This is a genomic window from Methylobacterium terrae (genome assembly GCF_003173755.1).
In the GTDB taxonomy this organism is placed as follows: Bacteria; Pseudomonadota; Alphaproteobacteria; order Rhizobiales; family Beijerinckiaceae; genus Methylobacterium; species Methylobacterium terrae.
This window is the reverse complement of sequence record NZ_CP029553.1, coordinates 4,788,589-4,804,816: the sequence shown is the minus strand read 5'-3', so window position 1 is coordinate 4,804,816 and position 16,228 is coordinate 4,788,589. Positions and strand designations below refer to the sequence as shown.

The 16,228-nt window shown below is 72.8% G+C and carries 16 protein-coding genes; 11 read left to right on the top strand and 5 right to left on the bottom strand.

Annotated features, from left to right (window positions below; all coding sequences use genetic code 11):
• Positions 1-8: 8 nt before the first annotated feature.
• Together pstC and pstS are read right to left on the bottom strand one after the other, a co-directional pair.
• The gene (gene pstC / locus DK419_RS22245) at positions 9-983 is read right to left on the bottom strand and encodes a phosphate ABC transporter permease subunit PstC (RefSeq protein ID WP_109961028.1); all 975 of its coding nucleotides are present in this window, start codon (positions 981-983) and stop codon (positions 9-11) included.
• A gap of 173 nt (positions 984-1,156) precedes the next feature.
• Positions 1,157-2,194: a phosphate ABC transporter substrate-binding protein PstS gene (gene pstS / locus DK419_RS22240; RefSeq protein ID WP_109961027.1), complete on the bottom strand. Its 1,038-nt coding sequence runs from the start codon at positions 2,192-2,194 to the stop codon at positions 1,157-1,159.
• A 310-nt stretch (positions 2,195-2,504) separates the two neighbouring features.
• Between pstS and DK419_RS22235 the strand changes: the two genes are divergently transcribed.
• Complete coding sequence (locus tag DK419_RS22235; protein WP_245442627.1) at positions 2,505-2,780, top strand: hypothetical protein; 276 nt, start codon at positions 2,505-2,507, stop codon at positions 2,778-2,780.
• Positions 2,781-3,151: 371 nt separating this feature from the next.
• Complete coding sequence (locus DK419_RS22230) at positions 3,152-3,874, top strand: sigma-70 family RNA polymerase sigma factor (RefSeq protein ID WP_109961025.1); 723 nt, start codon at positions 3,152-3,154, stop codon at positions 3,872-3,874.
• Between the two features lie 86 nt (positions 3,875-3,960).
• Here DK419_RS22230 and DK419_RS22225 read toward each other — a convergent pair whose 3' ends face one another.
• Positions 3,961-4,317, bottom strand: coding sequence for a CsbD family protein (locus tag DK419_RS22225; RefSeq protein WP_109961024.1), 357 nt, complete (start codon positions 4,315-4,317; stop codon positions 3,961-3,963).
• Between the two features lie 215 nt (positions 4,318-4,532).
• On the opposite strand from DK419_RS22225, the gene DK419_RS22220 reads away from it, so the two are divergent.
• Both DK419_RS22220 and DK419_RS22215 read left to right on the top strand, forming a co-directional pair.
• Positions 4,533-5,576, top strand: coding sequence for a DUF2865 domain-containing protein (locus DK419_RS22220; protein ID WP_109961023.1), 1,044 nt, complete (start codon positions 4,533-4,535; stop codon positions 5,574-5,576).
• Positions 5,577-5,941: 365 nt separating this feature from the next.
• On the top strand, positions 5,942-6,868 hold the full coding sequence (locus tag DK419_RS22215; protein WP_109961022.1) for an MBL fold metallo-hydrolase: 927 nt from the start codon (positions 5,942-5,944) through the stop codon (positions 6,866-6,868).
• Positions 6,869-6,937: 69 nt separating this feature from the next.
• Here the strand turns inward: DK419_RS22215 and DK419_RS22210 are convergent, their stop codons facing one another.
• Positions 6,938-7,717, bottom strand: a complete 780-nt coding sequence (locus tag DK419_RS22210; protein ID WP_109961021.1) for a DUF1499 domain-containing protein — start codon at positions 7,715-7,717, stop codon at positions 6,938-6,940.
• A 247-nt stretch (positions 7,718-7,964) separates the two neighbouring features.
• Here DK419_RS22210 and hisC point away from each other — a divergent pair, with 247 nt between their 5' ends.
• The 3 genes from hisC to DK419_RS22195 all read left to right on the top strand — a co-directional run bounded on the left by hisC (position 7,965) and on the right by DK419_RS22195 (position 11,313).
• Positions 7,965-9,083 carry a histidinol-phosphate transaminase gene (gene hisC / locus DK419_RS22205; protein ID WP_109961020.1) on the top strand — a complete coding sequence of 373 codons (1,119 nt, stop codon included), beginning with the start codon at positions 7,965-7,967 and terminating at the stop codon, positions 9,081-9,083.
• Positions 9,076-10,008, top strand: a complete 933-nt coding sequence (locus DK419_RS22200) for a prephenate/arogenate dehydrogenase family protein (RefSeq protein WP_109961019.1) — start codon at positions 9,076-9,078, stop codon at positions 10,006-10,008. Before hisC ends, DK419_RS22200 begins: the two co-directional genes overlap by 8 nt.
• 108 nt (positions 10,009-10,116) lie before the next feature.
• Complete coding sequence (locus DK419_RS22195; protein ID WP_208642234.1) at positions 10,117-11,313, top strand: patatin-like phospholipase family protein; 1,197 nt, start codon at positions 10,117-10,119, stop codon at positions 11,311-11,313.
• Positions 11,314-11,469: 156 nt separating this feature from the next.
• Here DK419_RS22195 and DK419_RS22190 read toward each other — a convergent pair whose 3' ends face one another.
• Positions 11,470-11,949 carry a cupin domain-containing protein gene (locus DK419_RS22190; RefSeq protein ID WP_109961018.1) on the bottom strand — a complete coding sequence of 160 codons (480 nt, stop codon included), beginning with the start codon at positions 11,947-11,949 and terminating at the stop codon, positions 11,470-11,472.
• A 301-nt stretch (positions 11,950-12,250) separates the two neighbouring features.
• On the opposite strand from DK419_RS22190, the gene DK419_RS22185 reads away from it, so the two are divergent.
• From DK419_RS22185 to DK419_RS22170, 4 genes are all read left to right on the top strand, one after another.
• Positions 12,251-12,808 carry an SCO family protein gene (locus DK419_RS22185; RefSeq protein WP_109961017.1) on the top strand — a complete coding sequence of 186 codons (558 nt, stop codon included), beginning with the start codon at positions 12,251-12,253 and terminating at the stop codon, positions 12,806-12,808.
• A 179-nt stretch (positions 12,809-12,987) separates the two neighbouring features.
• On the top strand, positions 12,988-13,569 hold the full coding sequence (locus tag DK419_RS22180; RefSeq protein ID WP_109961016.1) for a QcrA and Rieske domain-containing protein: 582 nt from the start codon (positions 12,988-12,990) through the stop codon (positions 13,567-13,569).
• A gap of 283 nt (positions 13,570-13,852) precedes the next feature.
• The gene (locus DK419_RS22175) at positions 13,853-15,673 is read left to right on the top strand and encodes a PQQ-dependent dehydrogenase, methanol/ethanol family (RefSeq protein ID WP_109961015.1); all 1,821 of its coding nucleotides are present in this window, start codon (positions 13,853-13,855) and stop codon (positions 15,671-15,673) included.
• A complete protein-coding gene (locus DK419_RS22170; RefSeq protein ID WP_109961014.1) occupies positions 15,670-16,179 on the top strand; it encodes a hypothetical protein in 510 nt (169 codons plus the stop codon). The genes DK419_RS22175 and DK419_RS22170 overlap by 4 nt, the downstream gene beginning before the upstream one ends.
• Positions 16,180-16,228 lie beyond the last annotated feature (49 nt).

Here is a 16,228-nt window from a genome sequence, read left to right as displayed (position 1 = left end):
TCAGGGGGTCAGGCCACCTTCGCGCGGCGCACCAGCAGCCGGGCGATGATGAGCACGATGAAGGTGACGATGAACAGGATGCAGCCGAGCGCCATCAGAGAGCTGAGCTGCAGGCCGTCGGCCTCGTTGAACTCGTTGGCGATGCGCGAGGCGATGGTCGAGCCGGGATCGAAGATCGAGGCCGAGAGGCGGTTGGCGTTGCCGATCACGAAGGTGACCGCCATCGTCTCGCCGAGCGCGCGGCCGAGCCCCAGCATGATCGCCCCGATGATCGAGACCGAGGCCTGCGGGATCAGGACGTGGCGCACGACCTCCCAGGTGGTGCAGCCGATGCCGTAGGCGCTCTCGCGCAGCACCGTCGGGATCTGGTCGAGCATGTCGCGGGTGATCGAGGCGACGAAGGGCACGATCATGATCGCCAGGATGATGCCGGCGGTGAGCACGCCGACGCCCGACGGCACCTGGGCGTAGAACAGGGTGCCGACGATCGGCATGCCCTCGACGAGGTTCGAGACCGGGATCTGCACGAAGCGCGCGAAGAGCGGCGCGAACACGAACAGGCCCCACATGCCGTAGATGATGCTCGGCACGGCGGCGAGCAGCTCGATCGTCATCGCGACCGGCCGGCGGGCCCAGCCGGGGCAGAGCTGGGTCAGGTAGATCGCGATGCCGAGCGAGATCGGCACGCCGATGACGAGGGCGAGCAGCGCCGAGACCAGGGTGCCGATGATGGCGACGAGCGCGCCGTACTGCTCGCGGCCGACGTTCCAGGCGCTCGAGACGAGGAAGCCGGGGCCGAATTCCTGGAAGGCCGGCCAGCCGCCATAGGCGATCGAGGCCAGGATGCCGGCGAGCACCGCGAGCACCAGCAGCGCCGAGGCGAGCGAGGCGGCGCGGAAGATGCGGTCGCCCACGGGGCTGGGGCTGCGGCGGGCGACGACGGGCCTCGCCGCCAAAGCAACGTTCTCAGACAACGCGACCATCCGGGTTTCCCTTGGAGTGAGCGGGCTCTAGCGCGCTCGGCGGATCGACGCGAGTCGGGCGTCCGGCCGGCGGCGGGCTCTCGGCATCGCTCAGGCGCCGCGCGGGCCCGGAATCGGGCCGGCGGAAGCGGGAGGGCGGGACGACCCCGCCCTCCCGGGTTCGAGTTGCGATGTTAGTTGCTCAGGACGGGCTTGCCGTCCTTGACGACCGACTTCCACTCGTCCTCGACCTGGGTCACGACCTTGTCGGGCAGCGGCACGTAGTCGAGGTCGGAGGCCATCTTGTCGCCGCTCTTGTAGGCCCAGCGGAAGAACTTCAGCACCTCGGCGGTGCGGGCCGCGTCGGCCGGGTTCTTGTGGACCAGGATGAAGGTCGCGGCGGTGATCGGCCAGGCCTTAGGCCCGGCCTGGTTGGTCAGCGAGATGCCGAAGCCCGGGGCGGCCTTCCAGTCGGCGTTGGCGGCGGCGGCCTGGAACGCCTCGTCGCCCGGCATCGGGTACTGGCCGTCCTTGTTCTGGATCAGCGCGACCGGCAGGTTGTTCTGCTTGGCGTAGGCGTACTCGACGTAGCCGATGGCGTTCGGCACCTGCTTGACGACCGCCGTGACGCCCTCGTTGCCCTTGCCGCCCTGGCCGGCCGGCCAGCTGACCGTGGTCGAGGCGCCGAACTCGGACTTCCAGGCCGGCGACACGTCCGACAGGTAGGTGGTGAAGATGTTGGTGGTGCCCGAGGCGTCCGACCGGTAGACCGGGGTGATCGGGGCGTCGGGCAGCTTCACGCCCTCGTTGAGTTTGGCGATCTTCGGGTCGGACCACTTGCGGATCTTGCCCTGGTAGATCTCGGCCAGCACCTCGCCGGTCAGCTTGATCTCGCCGGGCTTGACGCCGGCGATGTTCACGACCGGGACGACGCCGCCCATCACGGTCGGGAACTGGACCAGGCCGTCCTTGGTGAGGGTGTCGCCCTTCAGCGGCGCGTCGGTGGCTCCGAAATCGACGGTCTTGGCCTGGATCTGCTTGATGCCGCCGCCCGAGCCGATCGACTGGTAGTTGAGGCCGTTGCCGGTCTCCTTGCGGTAGGCCTCGGCCCACTTGGAGTAGACCGGGAACGGGAAGGTGGCGCCGGCGCCGGTGATGTCGAGGGCCATCGCCGAGGTGGCGATCTGGGCGGTCGCGAGCCCGATGGCGAGCGCGTAGGAGAAGGGCTTCACTGGTATCTCTCCGTGTTCGGATCGGTCCGGCACGATGCGGGCCTGCCTGCGCGTGCCCGCGCCTCGCGCGTCGACTGCCGGTGAGGACGTGACCGGTCTCCCCGGACTGCGTCGGATCATGTCCCGACCGTTGCCGGGACCTTGCCGTCGCGGGCGAGGGATACGCCCGGTGCGACGCCGGCCCTATGACGGTCCCATGACATTGGGATGACAAGCGCCGGCCGGATGCGACGTTCCGGGCCGTTCGCGCGTTGGGGGACCGAGACGGAGGGGGAGCATCCCCAGGATCTTGGTCACAGGACGCGCGGCCGTGCACAACCCAGACATGACGACCGACGAGGACCCGGACGCGGCCGAGCGCGCGGACGATCCCGGCCGCCGGGAGCTGATCGCCCTTCACGCCGAGCGCGCGGAGCTGGAGCAGCGGCTCGCCCGCGCCGAGCAGGAGCGCCTCTACCTCGCCGACCCGGCGGCCGCTTCCGCCGCGCAGGCCGCGGAGGCGGCCCTGCTCGGCGAGCTCGACCGGATCATGACCCGCATCCGCGCGGCCGAGTACCGGAGCCAGCCCGGCGCCCGGTCCTGGTAGGCTCCGGGCGTCAGCTCCGGACTCCCGCCGGGCCGCTTGCCGGGCCGCTTGCCGGGCCCCTTGCCGGGCCCCTTGCCGGGAACCTCGGCAGTACGAAGCCGTTGCCCCCGGCGACCCGCGCCGCGGGCGCGGCCGCGTTCGCGCGGCCGGTGGAGTGACGGAGGGATCGCGATGCAGCGCGTGAAGGGATCGGTCGAGGGTGCCGTGCGGGACCGGGCGCGGCGCTGCTGACCACCCGCGGCGATGCGCGCGTGTCGACACGCGCGCCGCGCGCCCCAGTTTCCCGCCCAAGGAAGCTCCGGCGGAGTACCACGCAGGCGGCGCCGCCAGGGCCGCCGCCCGCCCTCCCCGCTTCAGAACGTGAGAGTCGCATGGCGTCCACCGACAACCCCCTTCTCGGCTCCGAGGCCAAGCCCGGCCTGCCCCCGACCGTCCAGGTCCATCTCGGCCGCCAGCTGCGCGCGGCCTACGCCCCCCTCGAGACCGCCGCGACGCCGGAGATCTTCCTCGCGCTGATCGAGAAGCTCGAAGCCGCGCTCGCCGCGCAGGGGCGGGCCGTCGAGCCGGAATTCCGCGAGGGCATGCTGGCCGCCCTATCCTCGCTGCGCGCCTTCGCGCTCTCGCTCACCAACAACGCCGCCCGGGCCGACGACCTCGTCCAGGACACGATCCTGCGCGCCTGGCAGAACCAGCACCGCTTCCAGCCCGGCACCAACCTGAACGCCTGGCTGTTCACCATCCTGCGCAACGCCTTCTACTCCGAGCAGCGCAAGCGGATGCGCGAGGTGCAGGACGAGGACGGCTCCTACGCCGCGCGCCTGTTCACCGCCCCCGACCAGGGCCACCGCCTCGACGTGCAGGACCTGCGCGCCGGCCTCGCCAAGCTGCCGCCGGACCAGCGCGAGGCGCTGATCCTGGTGGGCGCCGAGGGCCTGTCCTACGAGGAGGTGGCGGGCATCTGCGGCGTCGCGATCGGCACGATCAAGAGCCGCGTCAACCGCGCCCGCAACCGCCTGGCCGAGCTCCTCGGCTACGGCGACGACGACCTGACCGGCGACCGCATGATGCAGTCGGCGATGGGCGAGGGCGTCTGAGGATCCTCCGCACGGTTTCCCGGTTTTTTCGACGACGCCCGCGGAGCGATCCGCGGGCGTCCGCCGTTACGGCCTCGGTCCCCGCCTCAATGGTGGCGGCCGTGGAGCAGCCAGCCGAACAGGTAGCCGATCCCGCCCGCGACCAGCAGGGCGGCGAGGTGCCGGTCGCCGACCTGGCGGGCGACCGCGCGGTTGCCGCGCTCGTAGTAGTGCCGCCCGGTCTCGCGGGCCTGGTCGGCGTAGTCGGGCGCGGAATCGGCGAGGCCGCGCACCGCGTCCCTCGCCGCATCCTTGGCCTGCCCGTAGACGTTGCGCGCCGCCCCCGCCGCCTGGTCGGCGAGGCCCTGGGCCTGCGTGCCGGCATCGCCCGTCCACTCGCCGAGCCGCTGCTGCGCCTTGCCGCCGAGCTCCTTGCCGGCGCCGATGATCCGGTCGGAATCCATCGCGAATCTCCTTGCTCGCGGGCGGTCCGTCTGCTGCCGCCGCTCCCTCATCCAACGCGCCAGACGGCCGAACGGCTTCGCGCCCGCGCTCCGGGAAGCCGGGGGATCCTGCCGGCCCGGCGCCGAGTCATGAATCTGTTATCTCAGCGCTTCTCCGCAGTTGCGCGACCCAGGGGGGAACCGTTAACTCGCCTTAACCTTCGGTGAGGCATCCCGTGAACTTCCCCTCGTCCGCGTTCCCGTCCGGCCGCACCGGCACGCCTGCCCGCACGCGCCGCCTCGCGCGCACGCTCGCCCTCGGCGTGCTGCTCGGCCTCGGGAGCGTGGGGGCCGGCACCACGCTGGTCCAGGCCGCGGACGATGCCGGCGTGCTCGACTTCCTGCTCGGCGACGTGCCGCGCAGCCTCGGCCTGCCGGGGCGGGCGCCGCGGCCCGAGGCGGCTTTGCGCGAGCGGCGGGTGCGCTGGACCAGCCGTCCGGCGCAGGCCGCGGTCGAGGCGCCGCGCTGGCGCGACCCGGCGCCCCGCGCGCGCTCCATCCCCCCCAGGCCCGCCCCGTCCCATCCTGCGACCCGACAGGTCCGGGAACCCGTCTCCTTCGCGGCGAGCCACGACCGCACGGTCTGCGTGCGCACCTGCGACGGCTACATGTTCCCCCTCGCCAATCTCGAGGGGCACGACGCCCTGCCGGCACACGCGCAGGCCTGCGCGGCGGCCTGCCCGGGCGCCGAGACCGCCCTCTACACGGTGAGGGCGGGCCAGGAGCTCGACCGGGCGGTGAGCCTGGACGGCCGCCCCTACCGCAACCTCGCGGCCGCCTTCGTCTATCGGACGCGGCAGGTGTCGCATTGCGGGTGCCGCCCCGGCGAGGGCGGCTACGCCCGGCTCCTCCTGCGCGACGCGACGCTGCGCCCCGGCGACGCGGTGGCGGGCGGGCCCGGCGACCGGGCCCTCGGCGCCAGGGTCTTCGCCGGCCGCGACGGGACCGGCGCGGCCCGCTTCGTCGATTTCCGCCGCGCCGCGATGCTGTCCTCCGGCGCCCGGCGCGATCTCGACCGCACCCTCGACGTGACCCGCCTGGAGCGGGCCCGGGCCGAGTTCCGCCGCTCGCTGGTCGCCCAGAGCCGCGAGGCCGGACGCCTGCGCTACGCCGCCAGGACCGGGATCTCCGCCGGGATCTCCGCCGGGGGCTTCGCCGAGGTCGTCAGCGATGCCGGCTTCCTGCCGGTCCGGGTCGTCGCGCCCTCCCCGTTCCGCTGATCCGCCCCGGACTGACGAGCCTGTTGCGGGCCGGAGACAGGGCCCGTGTTCCACGGTCCCGCGCGCTCGCGGCGCTTGCGATTCGCGGGCCGGCATGACGAAACTGATCGCGTTCCCGGCCTTCGCCCGGTCCCCCCCTCACCATGCTGAACGCCCGCCATGTCGCCCGCGCTCGAGAATCGTCTGCTGCCCTACCGCGAAGTCGTCGCCGTCTTCGTGAGCTCCGGCCTGTTCTTCGCGGGCCTGCTGGCCTGGGCCTGGATGGCCGGCTGACGCGGGAGAGGCGCGAGAGGCGCGAGGTCTCGACAGGGCGGGGCACGGCGGGTAACCCGGACGGGTCGTGAAGCCCGTCAGGAGCCGGTCGGTTGAGCGAGTCTGAAGCCACCGAGGCGGCGCCCGCCTTCCAGCGCGAGGCCCCGGCGAGCGGCCGGATCGAGGCGGTGTCGCCGCTGGTCCGGCGGCTGGTCTGCCCCAATGCGGGGCCCTTCACCCAGAGCGGCACCTGCACCTACGTCGTCGGCCACGGCCGCGTCGCGGTGATCGATCCCGGGCCGGACCATCCGGAGCACCGGGCGGCCCTCCTCGCCGCGCTCGACGGCGAGACGGTCGAGGCGATCCTCGTCACCCACACCCACCGCGACCACTCCCCCGGCGCCCGCCCGCTCAGCGCCGCGACCGGGGCGCCGATCGTCGGCTGCGGCCCGCACCGGCCCGCCCGCGCGGTCCGCGGGCCCGAGCAGGGACGGCTCGACGCCGCGGGCGACGCCGACCACCGGCCGGACCGGGAGCTGGCCGACGGCGAGAGCGTCGCGGGCCCGGGCTGGACCCTGACGGCGCTCGCCACGCCGGGCCACACCATGAACCACCTCGCCTTCGCGTTCGCGCAGGAGAATTCCCTGTTCTCGGGCGACCACGTCATGGCCTGGTCGACCAGCATCGTGGCCCCGCCGGACGGCGCGATGGGTCCCTACATGGCGTCCCTCGAGCGCCTGCGCGGCCGGCCCGAGGCCGTGTACTGGCCCGGCCACGGCGGCCCGGTGCGCGACCCGCAGCGCTTCGTGCGCGGCCTCCTCAGCCATCGCCGCGCCCGCGAGACCGGCATCGTGGAGCGGCTGGCCGCCGGCGAGCGCACCATCCCGGGCCTCGTCGCGGCACTCTATTCCGGCCTCGACCCGATGCTGCGGCCGGCCGCGGCGCTCTCGGTCTTCGCCCACCTGGAGGACCTGGTGGAGCGCGGCCGGGTGGTCACGGACGGGCCGCCGGCGCTCGATGCGGAGTATCGGGTGGCCTGAAGCCTCGCCGAGGGTGCGAGAGAGTTCCGAGGCGATCAGACACGTGATCGGTCTCGGAAGGGATGTCGTCTACTTCACCGCCAGCGCCAGGTTGCCGATCTCGTCCAGGTAGGCCCGGATGTGGTCGGCGTTCTGGCCGAAGTCGCGGTCGCCGAAGCGGGTGGCGGAGCGCACGTCGATGCGGGTGCCGTCGGCCCGGGGGTGCAGCCGCACCGTGACGTCGTAGGGCAGGCCGAGGAGGCGCGAGCGCACCACCGCCTCGATGCGGCCGTTCCCGGCCCGGCCGCCGGGCTTGTAGGATTCCACCACCTGCCACTTGCGGTTCTGCGCCGCCTTCATCGCCAGGGCGAAGGCCTCGTCGGGCCCGAGATCGAGGGTGAGCGGCGCGATCTGCGGGTAGGCCTCGCGCTGCAGGGCCCGGGCGGCCGGAGCGGTATCGCGCGGCATCCGCCAGCCCCGCGCCTCCCAGGCGGCGCGGGAGCGCGAGAAGGCCGGCGGGGTCTCGATGTCGGTCGAGACGTCGGTGAGCGGCGGCAGCATCACGCCGCGCACGGTCATGATGGCCGGGTAGGCCAGCACCAGGGCGGCGAGGACGAGGCCGCCGACCGCGACGCCGAGGCCGCGCGCGCCCTCGCGCCAGATCCGCACGAAGGCCGCCAGCGCGAGCAGCACCGCCAGCACCGCGAGGCCGACCCCGGAGCCGAGGACGGTGAGCGCCGCGTCGGTCTCGGCCCGCGGGTCGCGCACCAGCAGCAGCGCGAGGCCGACCACCGCGAGGGAGAACCAGGCGAGGCGCAGGGCCCAGGGCGCCGCGCGGGTGACGGGCTCCTCGACGATCAGGCGGCGCATGAGGCGACGTTCCGGGGCTGGCGGCGCATGAATCCGTCGGGTCGCGACCGCGCCGGGACGGGCGGTCCTTCAGGCCCCGATGTACCGCCCCGCGCCCGCCGGCGCTACCGGGCGCCCGCCACGGTCAAGCGGCGAATCGAACCGGTGCGGGATGCAGGTCTCCCGCGCGATCGGCGCCGTTTCCCAAAGCCCGCGACTTGCTCTAGAGGCGTGACGTCGTTTCCGACGCCGACCTCAAGGTTCGCCCATGTCCGCCGCTGCCGCCCCTCGTCCCGTCCCGCGTCCCGGTGTCCTCGAGATCGAGGCCTACGTCCCGGGCAAGAGCGCGGCGCCGGCCGGCGTGAAGCTGCACAAGCTGTCCTCGAACGAGACGCCGATGGGCCCGAGCCCCGCCGCGATCGCGGCGATGCAGGAGACGGCCTCGCATCTCGAGCTCTATCCGGACGGCTCGGCGACCAAGCTGCGGCAGGCCATCGCCCAGAAATACGGCCTCGACCCCGAGCGCATCGTCTGCGGCGCCGGCTCGGACGAGCTGCTCTCGCTCCTGACCTACGCCTATATGGGCCCGGGCGACGAGGGCCTGTACTCGCAGTACGGCTTCCTGGTCTACCGCATCGCCATCCTGGCGGCGGGCGGCACGCCGGTGGTGGCGCCGGAGCGCGACCACACCACCGACGTCGACGCGCTGCTCGCGGCGGTGACGGACAGGACCCGCATCGTCTACCTCGCCAACCCCAACAACCCGACCGGCACCTACCTGCCCTTCGACGAGGTGCGCCGCCTCCATGCCGGCCTGCCGAAGACGACGCTGCTGGTCCTCGACGCGGCCTATGCCGAGTACGTCCGGCGCAACGACTACGCCGCGGGCCTCGAGCTGGTGGCCGAGTCCGAGAACGTCGTGATGACCCGCACCTTCTCGAAGGTGTACGGGCTCGCCGCGCTCCGCATCGGCTGGATGGTGGCGCCCGCGGCGATCGCCGACGCCGTCAACCGCATCCGCGGCCCGTTCAACCTGGGGGCTGCGGCGATCACCGCCGGCGCCGCCGCGATGGCGGACGACGCCCACATCGTCAAGGCGGTGGCCCACAACGACGAATGGCTGCCGAAGGTCACGAAGGCGCTCGAGGGGCTGGGCCTCACCGTGACTCCGAGCGTCGGCAACTTCGTGCTGATCCATTTCCCCGAAGCGGCCGGGCACACCGCCGCCGACGCCGACGCGTACCTCACCGCCCGCGGCATGATCCTGCGCCGGGTCGGCGCCTACGGTCTGCCGAACGCGCTGCGCATGACCATCGGCACCGCCGAGGCCAACGAGGCCGTGGTGGCCGCGCTGACCGAGTTCGTGACGAGCGCCGCGCGTGGCTGAGCCGTTCCGGCGCCTGGCGCTGGTCGGCCTCGGGCTGATCGGCTCCTCCCTCGCCCGGGGCGCGAAGGCCGCCGGGCTCGCCGACACCATCGTGGCGGTCGACCGCGACGAGGGCGTGATCGGGCGCGTACGGGCTCTCGGGATCGCCGACGAGGCCACCACCGACCTGGCAGCGGGCGTCGCGGGCGCCGACCTCGTGATCCTGTGCGTGCCGGTCGGCGCCATCGGGACGGTGGCGGCCGAGATCGCGGGCGCGCTGGCGCCCGGCGCGATCCTGTCCGACGTCGGCTCGGTCAAGGCCGCGGTGGTGGCGGCGGCGACGCCGCACCTGCCCGCGGGCGTGAGCTTCGTGCCCGCTCACCCGGTCGCCGGCACCGAGCATTCGGGGCCGGATGCGGGCTTCGCCACGCTGTTCCACGGCCGCTGGTGCATCCTGACCCCGCCGGAGGGCACCGACCCGGCCGCGGTGGCGCGGGTGCGGGGATTCTGGGAGGGCCTCGGCTCGGTCGTCGAGACCATGACGCCGGCCCACCACGACCTCGTGCTGGCGATCACCAGCCACGTGCCGCACCTCATCGCCTACAACATCGTCGGCACCGCCGCCGACCTCGAGGCCGTGACCCAGTCCGAGGTGATCAAGTTCTCGGCCGGCGGCTTTCGCGACTTCACCCGCATCGCCGCCTCGGACCCGACGATGTGGCGCGACATCTTCCTCACCAACAAGGAGGCGGTGCTGGAGATGCTGGGCCGCTTCAACGAGGACCTGGCGGCGCTCGCCCGCGCCATCCGCTGGGACGACGGCGAGGCCCTGCACGCCCTGTTCACCCGCACCCGGGCGATCCGCCGCGGCATCGTCGCCATGGGCCAGGAGACCGCCGAGCCGGATTTCGGCCGCCGCAGCGCCGGGCCGAAAGCGGCGGAGTGAGCCTCGAGCGGAACCGTTCGGCGTCTCAAGCTTTGCCATAAGCGTTGCCGTTTCGTCGTCTTCGTCGGATACTCCCCGGCGAGGCGGCGTGGCGAAATTCTTGGTGCGATGATCGTGTCCCATCGATCGAACTGGATCCGCGGTCTCGCGGTGGCGCTCATCGGGGCGCAGGCCGCGGCGTGCGCGTCCCTGCCGCGCACGCCCTACACGGCGGCGGAAGCCGCCACCGCCACCGTGCCGGGCCAGGACCCCGCGGTGCGCTTCTGGGCCGACGGCTCGGCCCGCAGCTTCGCGGCGGTGGCCGACCAGGTGAAGGGCTCGCGCGAGCCGTTCAGCTATCTCGCGCTGTCGGGCGGCGGCGGCGACGGGGCCTACGGCGCCGGCGTGCTCAACGGCTGGAGCCAGACCGGCCGGCGGCCGACCTTCACCATGGTCTCGGGCGTCTCGACCGGCGCGCTGATCGCGCCCTTCGCCTTCCTGGGGCCCGCCTATGACGGGTACCTGCGCGAGATCTACACCAGCGGCGAGGCCGCGACCCTGGTGCGCTCGCCCAATCCCCTCAACGTGCTGATCGGCGACGGCCTGTTCGGCGACGCGCGGCTGCGCGACCTCGTCGGGCGCTACGTCACGCCGGACCTGCTGGCGGCGGTCGCCGAGGAGCACCGCAAGGGACGCCGCCTCCTCGTCGTGACCACCAACCTCGATTCGCAGCGCGCGGTGATCTGGGACATGGGCGCCATCGCGGCGAGCGGCCAGCCCAACGCCGTCGCGCTGTTCCGCGACGTGCTCACCGCCTCGGCGAGCGTGCCGGCGGTGTTCCCGCCGATGCTGATCGACGCCCAGGCCGGCAACCACGCCTTCCAGGAGATGCACGTCGACGGCTCGGTGGTGACCCCGGTCTTCACCCTGCCCGAGGCCTTCCTGACCCAGGACGGGCGCATTGCCGCGAGCCGCGGCAAGCCCAACATCTACGTCATCATCAACGGGCGCATCGAGCCGAGCTTCGACCTGGTGCCGAACGGCACCCTGCCGATCGCGGTGCGCTCGCTCTCGACGGTCGGGCGCTCCCGCGCCCGGGCGACGATCGCGAGCACCCAGGCCTTCGCCCGCCGCAACGGCATGGGCTTCAACCTGACCTACATCGACCGGCGCATCCCCGAGGTCCCGGCCGCGCAGGGCTTCGACACCGCCTACATGCGCAAGCTCTACGACGACGGCTTCCAGAAGGGCAGCGGCGGCGCGGTCTGGCAGACGACCCTGCCGCGCGACGGCGAGCCGGCGGAGCCGACGCTGGCGCTGCGGTAGCGGGCGCAAGGCGTCGCGACGGGCGCGCCGGATGATCGAGCCGCACCGGTCACCGGTGCGGCCCCGTGATCGCCGGCGCCGAGACGCCGGCGATCACGGGGCTCGCGCGAGAGACGCCGCACGGGAGAAGCCGGCGCGACTCTACCCGCTCGACCGTCACTCCCCCGAGCCGTACCAGGTGAAGTGCTTCTTGATCGGCTCGATCACGTCCCAGGTGCCGGAAAAGCCCTTCGGCGTCACGAAGGCGTCGCCGGCGCGGTAGGTCCGGGACGCGCCCTCGGCGTCGGTGACGATCACCACGCCCTCGAGGATCTGGATGAACTCCGCCCGCCCGAAATCGATGCGGAACTTGCCGACCTCGCAGGTCCAGATGCCGGCGGCGAACAGGCTGTCGGGGCTGGTGTAGATGTAGGTCGCGGTCTGGACCGGATTGCCCGAGAGGACCTGCGCGCGCGGCCAGGCGTAGGGCTCGGCGGGGGGCTGCACCGCCGGGAAGTCGACCGTGCGCTGCACCGGCCCGTCGAGGAGCGGCGGCGCGGGGCGCTGCCAGAACGGCACCATGCGCAGGAGCGGCACGGCGCTCATGTAGGCCAGGAGCGGCCCCGACGTGGTGATGAGCTGCTTGACGATCCCCATGGCGTCCCCTCCTCCCGGCGGCTCTCGCGCAAGAGAGGCGGCCCGTTCGCTGACCGGCCCACAGGACACCGGACGGTCTTAACGACCGGCTGCGCCGGATGCTCGAATGCATCGGAACGCCGATGCCGCGACCCGGGACGGTTAAGGAACCCGTGCCCGGACCATCGACGGTCCGGCATCCGGCGGCAGGCGACCCGGTTCGCCCGTCAAAACCCTGCGAGAAGCGGGAATAACAGGGGCGGTACTATTGGCGGGCCTCCGCCGGCGGGCTTAGATCCTGCGGCGGCGTGAGGTTGAAGCCATGGGTGCAGTCTCGTCCCGGTTGCGGCACCTCACCCTCGCCCTGGCGCTGGCCGCCTCCCCGTGCGGCCCGGCCGCGTCCGGTCCCCTCACCTGGCCCGCCGGGCACGGCCTCGTCGACCAGACCGGAGCGGTCCTCGACGAGGCGCGCTTCGCCGGGCGGCTGCGGCTGGTCTATTTCGGCTACACCCGCTGCCCGGACCTGTGCCCGACCGCGCTGATGACGGTGACCCAGGCCCTCGACGACCTGCCGCCGGCCCTGCTCGCCCGGCTGGTGCCGGTGCTGGTCGCGGCCGATCCGGAGCGCGACGGCCCGGAGGTGCTCACCCGCTACCTCGACACCTTCCACCCCGCCATCGTGGCGGTGACCGGCCCGGTCGCGGTCATCGACGGCCTCGCCGCGGCCTACGCGACCCCGATCCGGCGCCACGACGGGGTCGTCGACCACCCGGCCGACCTGTTCCTCGTCGGCCCGGCGGGAAACCTGCTCGCGCGGCTGCCTCACGCGATCCCCCCGGACGTCCTCGCCGAGACGCTGCGGGCCGCCCTCTCGCGTTGAGGTTCCGTGCCGCCTTCCGCGGCACCGCACAGTCGATTTTCGCACTGCACCAAGCAAACCAATCGCCACGAAGGCGTGAACCGGCCCCTCTGCTGCACGAAGCGGGTTGACGCGACCGGCGTCTCGGCTACTCATATAGAAAATCATAAGAACAAAGAACGCTTCCACCGGGAGGAACGATGGATCGCGGAGAACGGCGCGCGCAGGGGTCCGGGCACGGGCCCGACCGGCGCAGCGTGGTGTTGGGGGCCGTTGCCTGCTGTGCGGCCGGGGGCGCCGCCTTTGCGGGGCCGGAGGATCTGCTGCCGCAGAAGGGCGACCGGCTGGTGCTCGGCGACGGGGCGAAGGCGGGTCAGCCCGTCACCCTGGACGGGCTGCCGGTCGGCGGCGACCTCGTCGAGGCGGTGGCGGTCGATCCGCAAGGGGTCAGGCGCGAGGGCTCGCGCTTTGCCAAGATCATCCTGGTGCGGGTCGCGCCCGACCAGGTCGCCGAGGACCAGCGCGCCCACGCGGTCGAGGGCGTGCTCGCGCTCTCGGCCATCTGCACCCACCAGGGCTGCACCATCTCGGGCTGGAGCCACGAGACACGGCGCCTGAGCTGCTTCTGCCACCATTCCGAGTTCCTGCCCGCCGAGGGCGGCCGGGTGGCCAAGGGGCCGGCGCGCAAGCGCCTGCCGGTGCTGCCGCTCGCCAAGGGCGAGGGCGGCACGCTGATGGTCGCCGGCGGCTTCGTCGGCAAGCCGGGGCCGGGCCCCGCCTGAGCGGGGCCGCGCGAGACGGCGGCGCAGCAGCGCCGCCTTCTAGACGGGAACGGCGGCGCAGCAGCGCCGCCTCTGCGACAGGAACGGCGGCGCAGCAGCGCCGCCTCTGCGACAGGAACGGCGGCGCTGCCGCGCCGCCTCTGCGACAGGAACGGCGGCGCTGCCGCGCCGCCTTTGGACGACCGAGACCCGCGCAGCAACGACGCGGGTCCGGACAAACGACCAGGGTCAGAGGAAACGCCCGGGCCGGCCCGCGCCTGCCCCCGCCTGTGAGGAGAGCAGCATGTCACGTCTCGTTCGAGCCAGGGGCTGGCTCGCCGCGGTCGCGCCCTGTGCCGTGGCCCTGGCCCTCGCCGCCGCGCCGGTGCAGGCCGGCCAAGCCGACGGAAAGGCCGCCGACGGCAAGGTCGACTACAAGCCGGTCACCGACCAGCGCCTCGCCAATCCCGAGCCCGAGAACTGGCTGCAATACCGCGGCAACTACCAGAGCTGGGGCTACTCCCCCCTCGACCAGATCACCGCGAAGAACGTCACCAAGCTCGTCCCGGCCTGGAGCCTGTCGACCGGCGTGAGCGAGGGCCACCAGGCCCCGCCGATCGTCAACAACGGGGTGATGTTCGTCACCACCCCGCAGGCGCAGGTGATGGCGATCAACGCCCGCACCGGCGAGATCCTGTGGCGCTACCAGAAGGAGCTGCCGCCGGAATTGTCGCAGCTCCACCCGACCAACCGCGGCGTCGGCCTCTACGGCGACAGCGTCTTCATGACCACCACCGATTCCTGCGTGGTCGCGCTCGGCGCCACCACCGGCAAGGTGAAGTGGGAGAAGTGCGTCGCCCCCTGGCAGGACGGCTACTACATGACGCTGTCGCCGCTGGTGGCGAAGGGCAAGGTCGTGGTCGGCGTCTCCGGCGGCGAGTACGGCGTGCGCGGCTTCATCACGGCGCTCGACGCCGAGACCGGCAACGAGGCCTGGAAGACCTACACGGTCGCCGGCCCCGGCGACCCGGCGGCCGATACCTGGAAGGGCGACGCCTGGAAGACCGGCGGCGGCTCGGTCTGGATCCAGGGCAGCTACGACCCGGCCGCCAACCTCGCCTATTTCGGCACCGGCAACGGCGGCCCGTGGACCCCGGACGCGCGGCCGGGCGACAACCTCTACACCTCGTCGGTCGTCGCCCTCGACCTCGACAGCGGCAAGATCAAGGGCCACCACCAGTACCACTGGAACGACGCCTGGGACTGGGACGAGGTCTCGGCGCCGGTGCTGATCGACATCGAGCGCGACGGCAAGAAGATCCCCGCCGCGATCCATGCCGGCCGCAACGGCTATCTCTGGACGCTCGAGCGCAGCAAGGACGGGCCCCTGAGCTTCGTCGAGGCTAAGCCGTTCGTGCACCAGGACGTCTTCGCCTCCCTCGACCCGAAGACCGGCCGGCCGACCTACAACCAGGCCAAGATCCCGGGCATCAACCGGCGCGCCGCGTTCTGCCCCGGCCTGTGGGGCGGCAAGGACTGGCCGCCGGAGGCCTACAACCCGAAGACCGGGCTGTTCTACATCCCCTCCAACGACAACCTGTGCTCGGAGCTGGCCGGCGCCCAGGCCGGCACGCGCAAGCCCGGCGAACTCTATATCGGCATCCCGATCGACGAGGTGCTGAACTCGCTGCGCCTGCGCGACGGCGTCGACAAGTCGAAGCCCTTCGCCATCGGGGCGATCCAGGCCTGGGACCCGAAGACCGGCAAGAAAGCCTGGCAGCACGACTTCCAGGATTCGGCCAACTGGGGGCCGCTGCTGACCACCGGCAGCGGGCTGATCTTCGCCGGCGGCACCAGCGACCGGAAGTTCCGGGCGCTCGACGGCACCACCGGCAAGGTGCTGTGGGAGACGAGGCTCAATTCCGGCGTCACCGGCGTGCCGTCGAGCTACATGATCGACGGGATCCAGTACGTCGCGGTCCAGGCCGGCTGGGGCGTCGATGCCGAGCGCATGCTGACCGGCATCAACGCGCTCATCCCCGAGGAGCGCCGGGTCAGCGTCCTGCCGCAGGGCGGCGTGATCTGGGTGTTCCGGGTCATGGGCGAGGAGGCGGCGGCCAAGTGAGGGGCCGCCCGATCACGAAGCCGGGGCTGCGTCTCGCCGCCCTGGCGCTCGCGGCCGGCCTCCTCGCGGGGCCGGCCGGCGCGCAACCCGCACCGGAGGCGACGGCCGGTGCCGTCGCTCCCCTCCCCGCGCAAGGGGACGCCCTCGTCGCCTACGTGACGAAGGCCCTGACCGACCACGACCTGCCCGCCTTCGAGCGGCTGGTGAACTGGACCGGCACCCGGGCGCAGAGAAGGCGCCTGACGCTCTACCAGATCCGCTCCGGCTTCGGCCGGCCGATCAGGGCAGCCACCCTCGAGCCGATGCCGGAGGACGGCCTCGCCGAGGCCACCTCGCGCGGCACCCTCAAGGCCAACATGCCGGTGACCGAGCGGCTGCGGGTGGTGTTCGACGAGCCGCCGGTCGAGGGCGACGCTCCCCCCACCAGCGTGTTCCTGGTCGGCCGCGAGGGCGGCAGCTACCGCATCGCCCTCCTGGTCCCGACCGGGCCGCCGAAGGGCAAATGATCTCCGCGCGAGCGGTCCGGGCAGGCGGGACGGCTGTCGGCGCTTGACC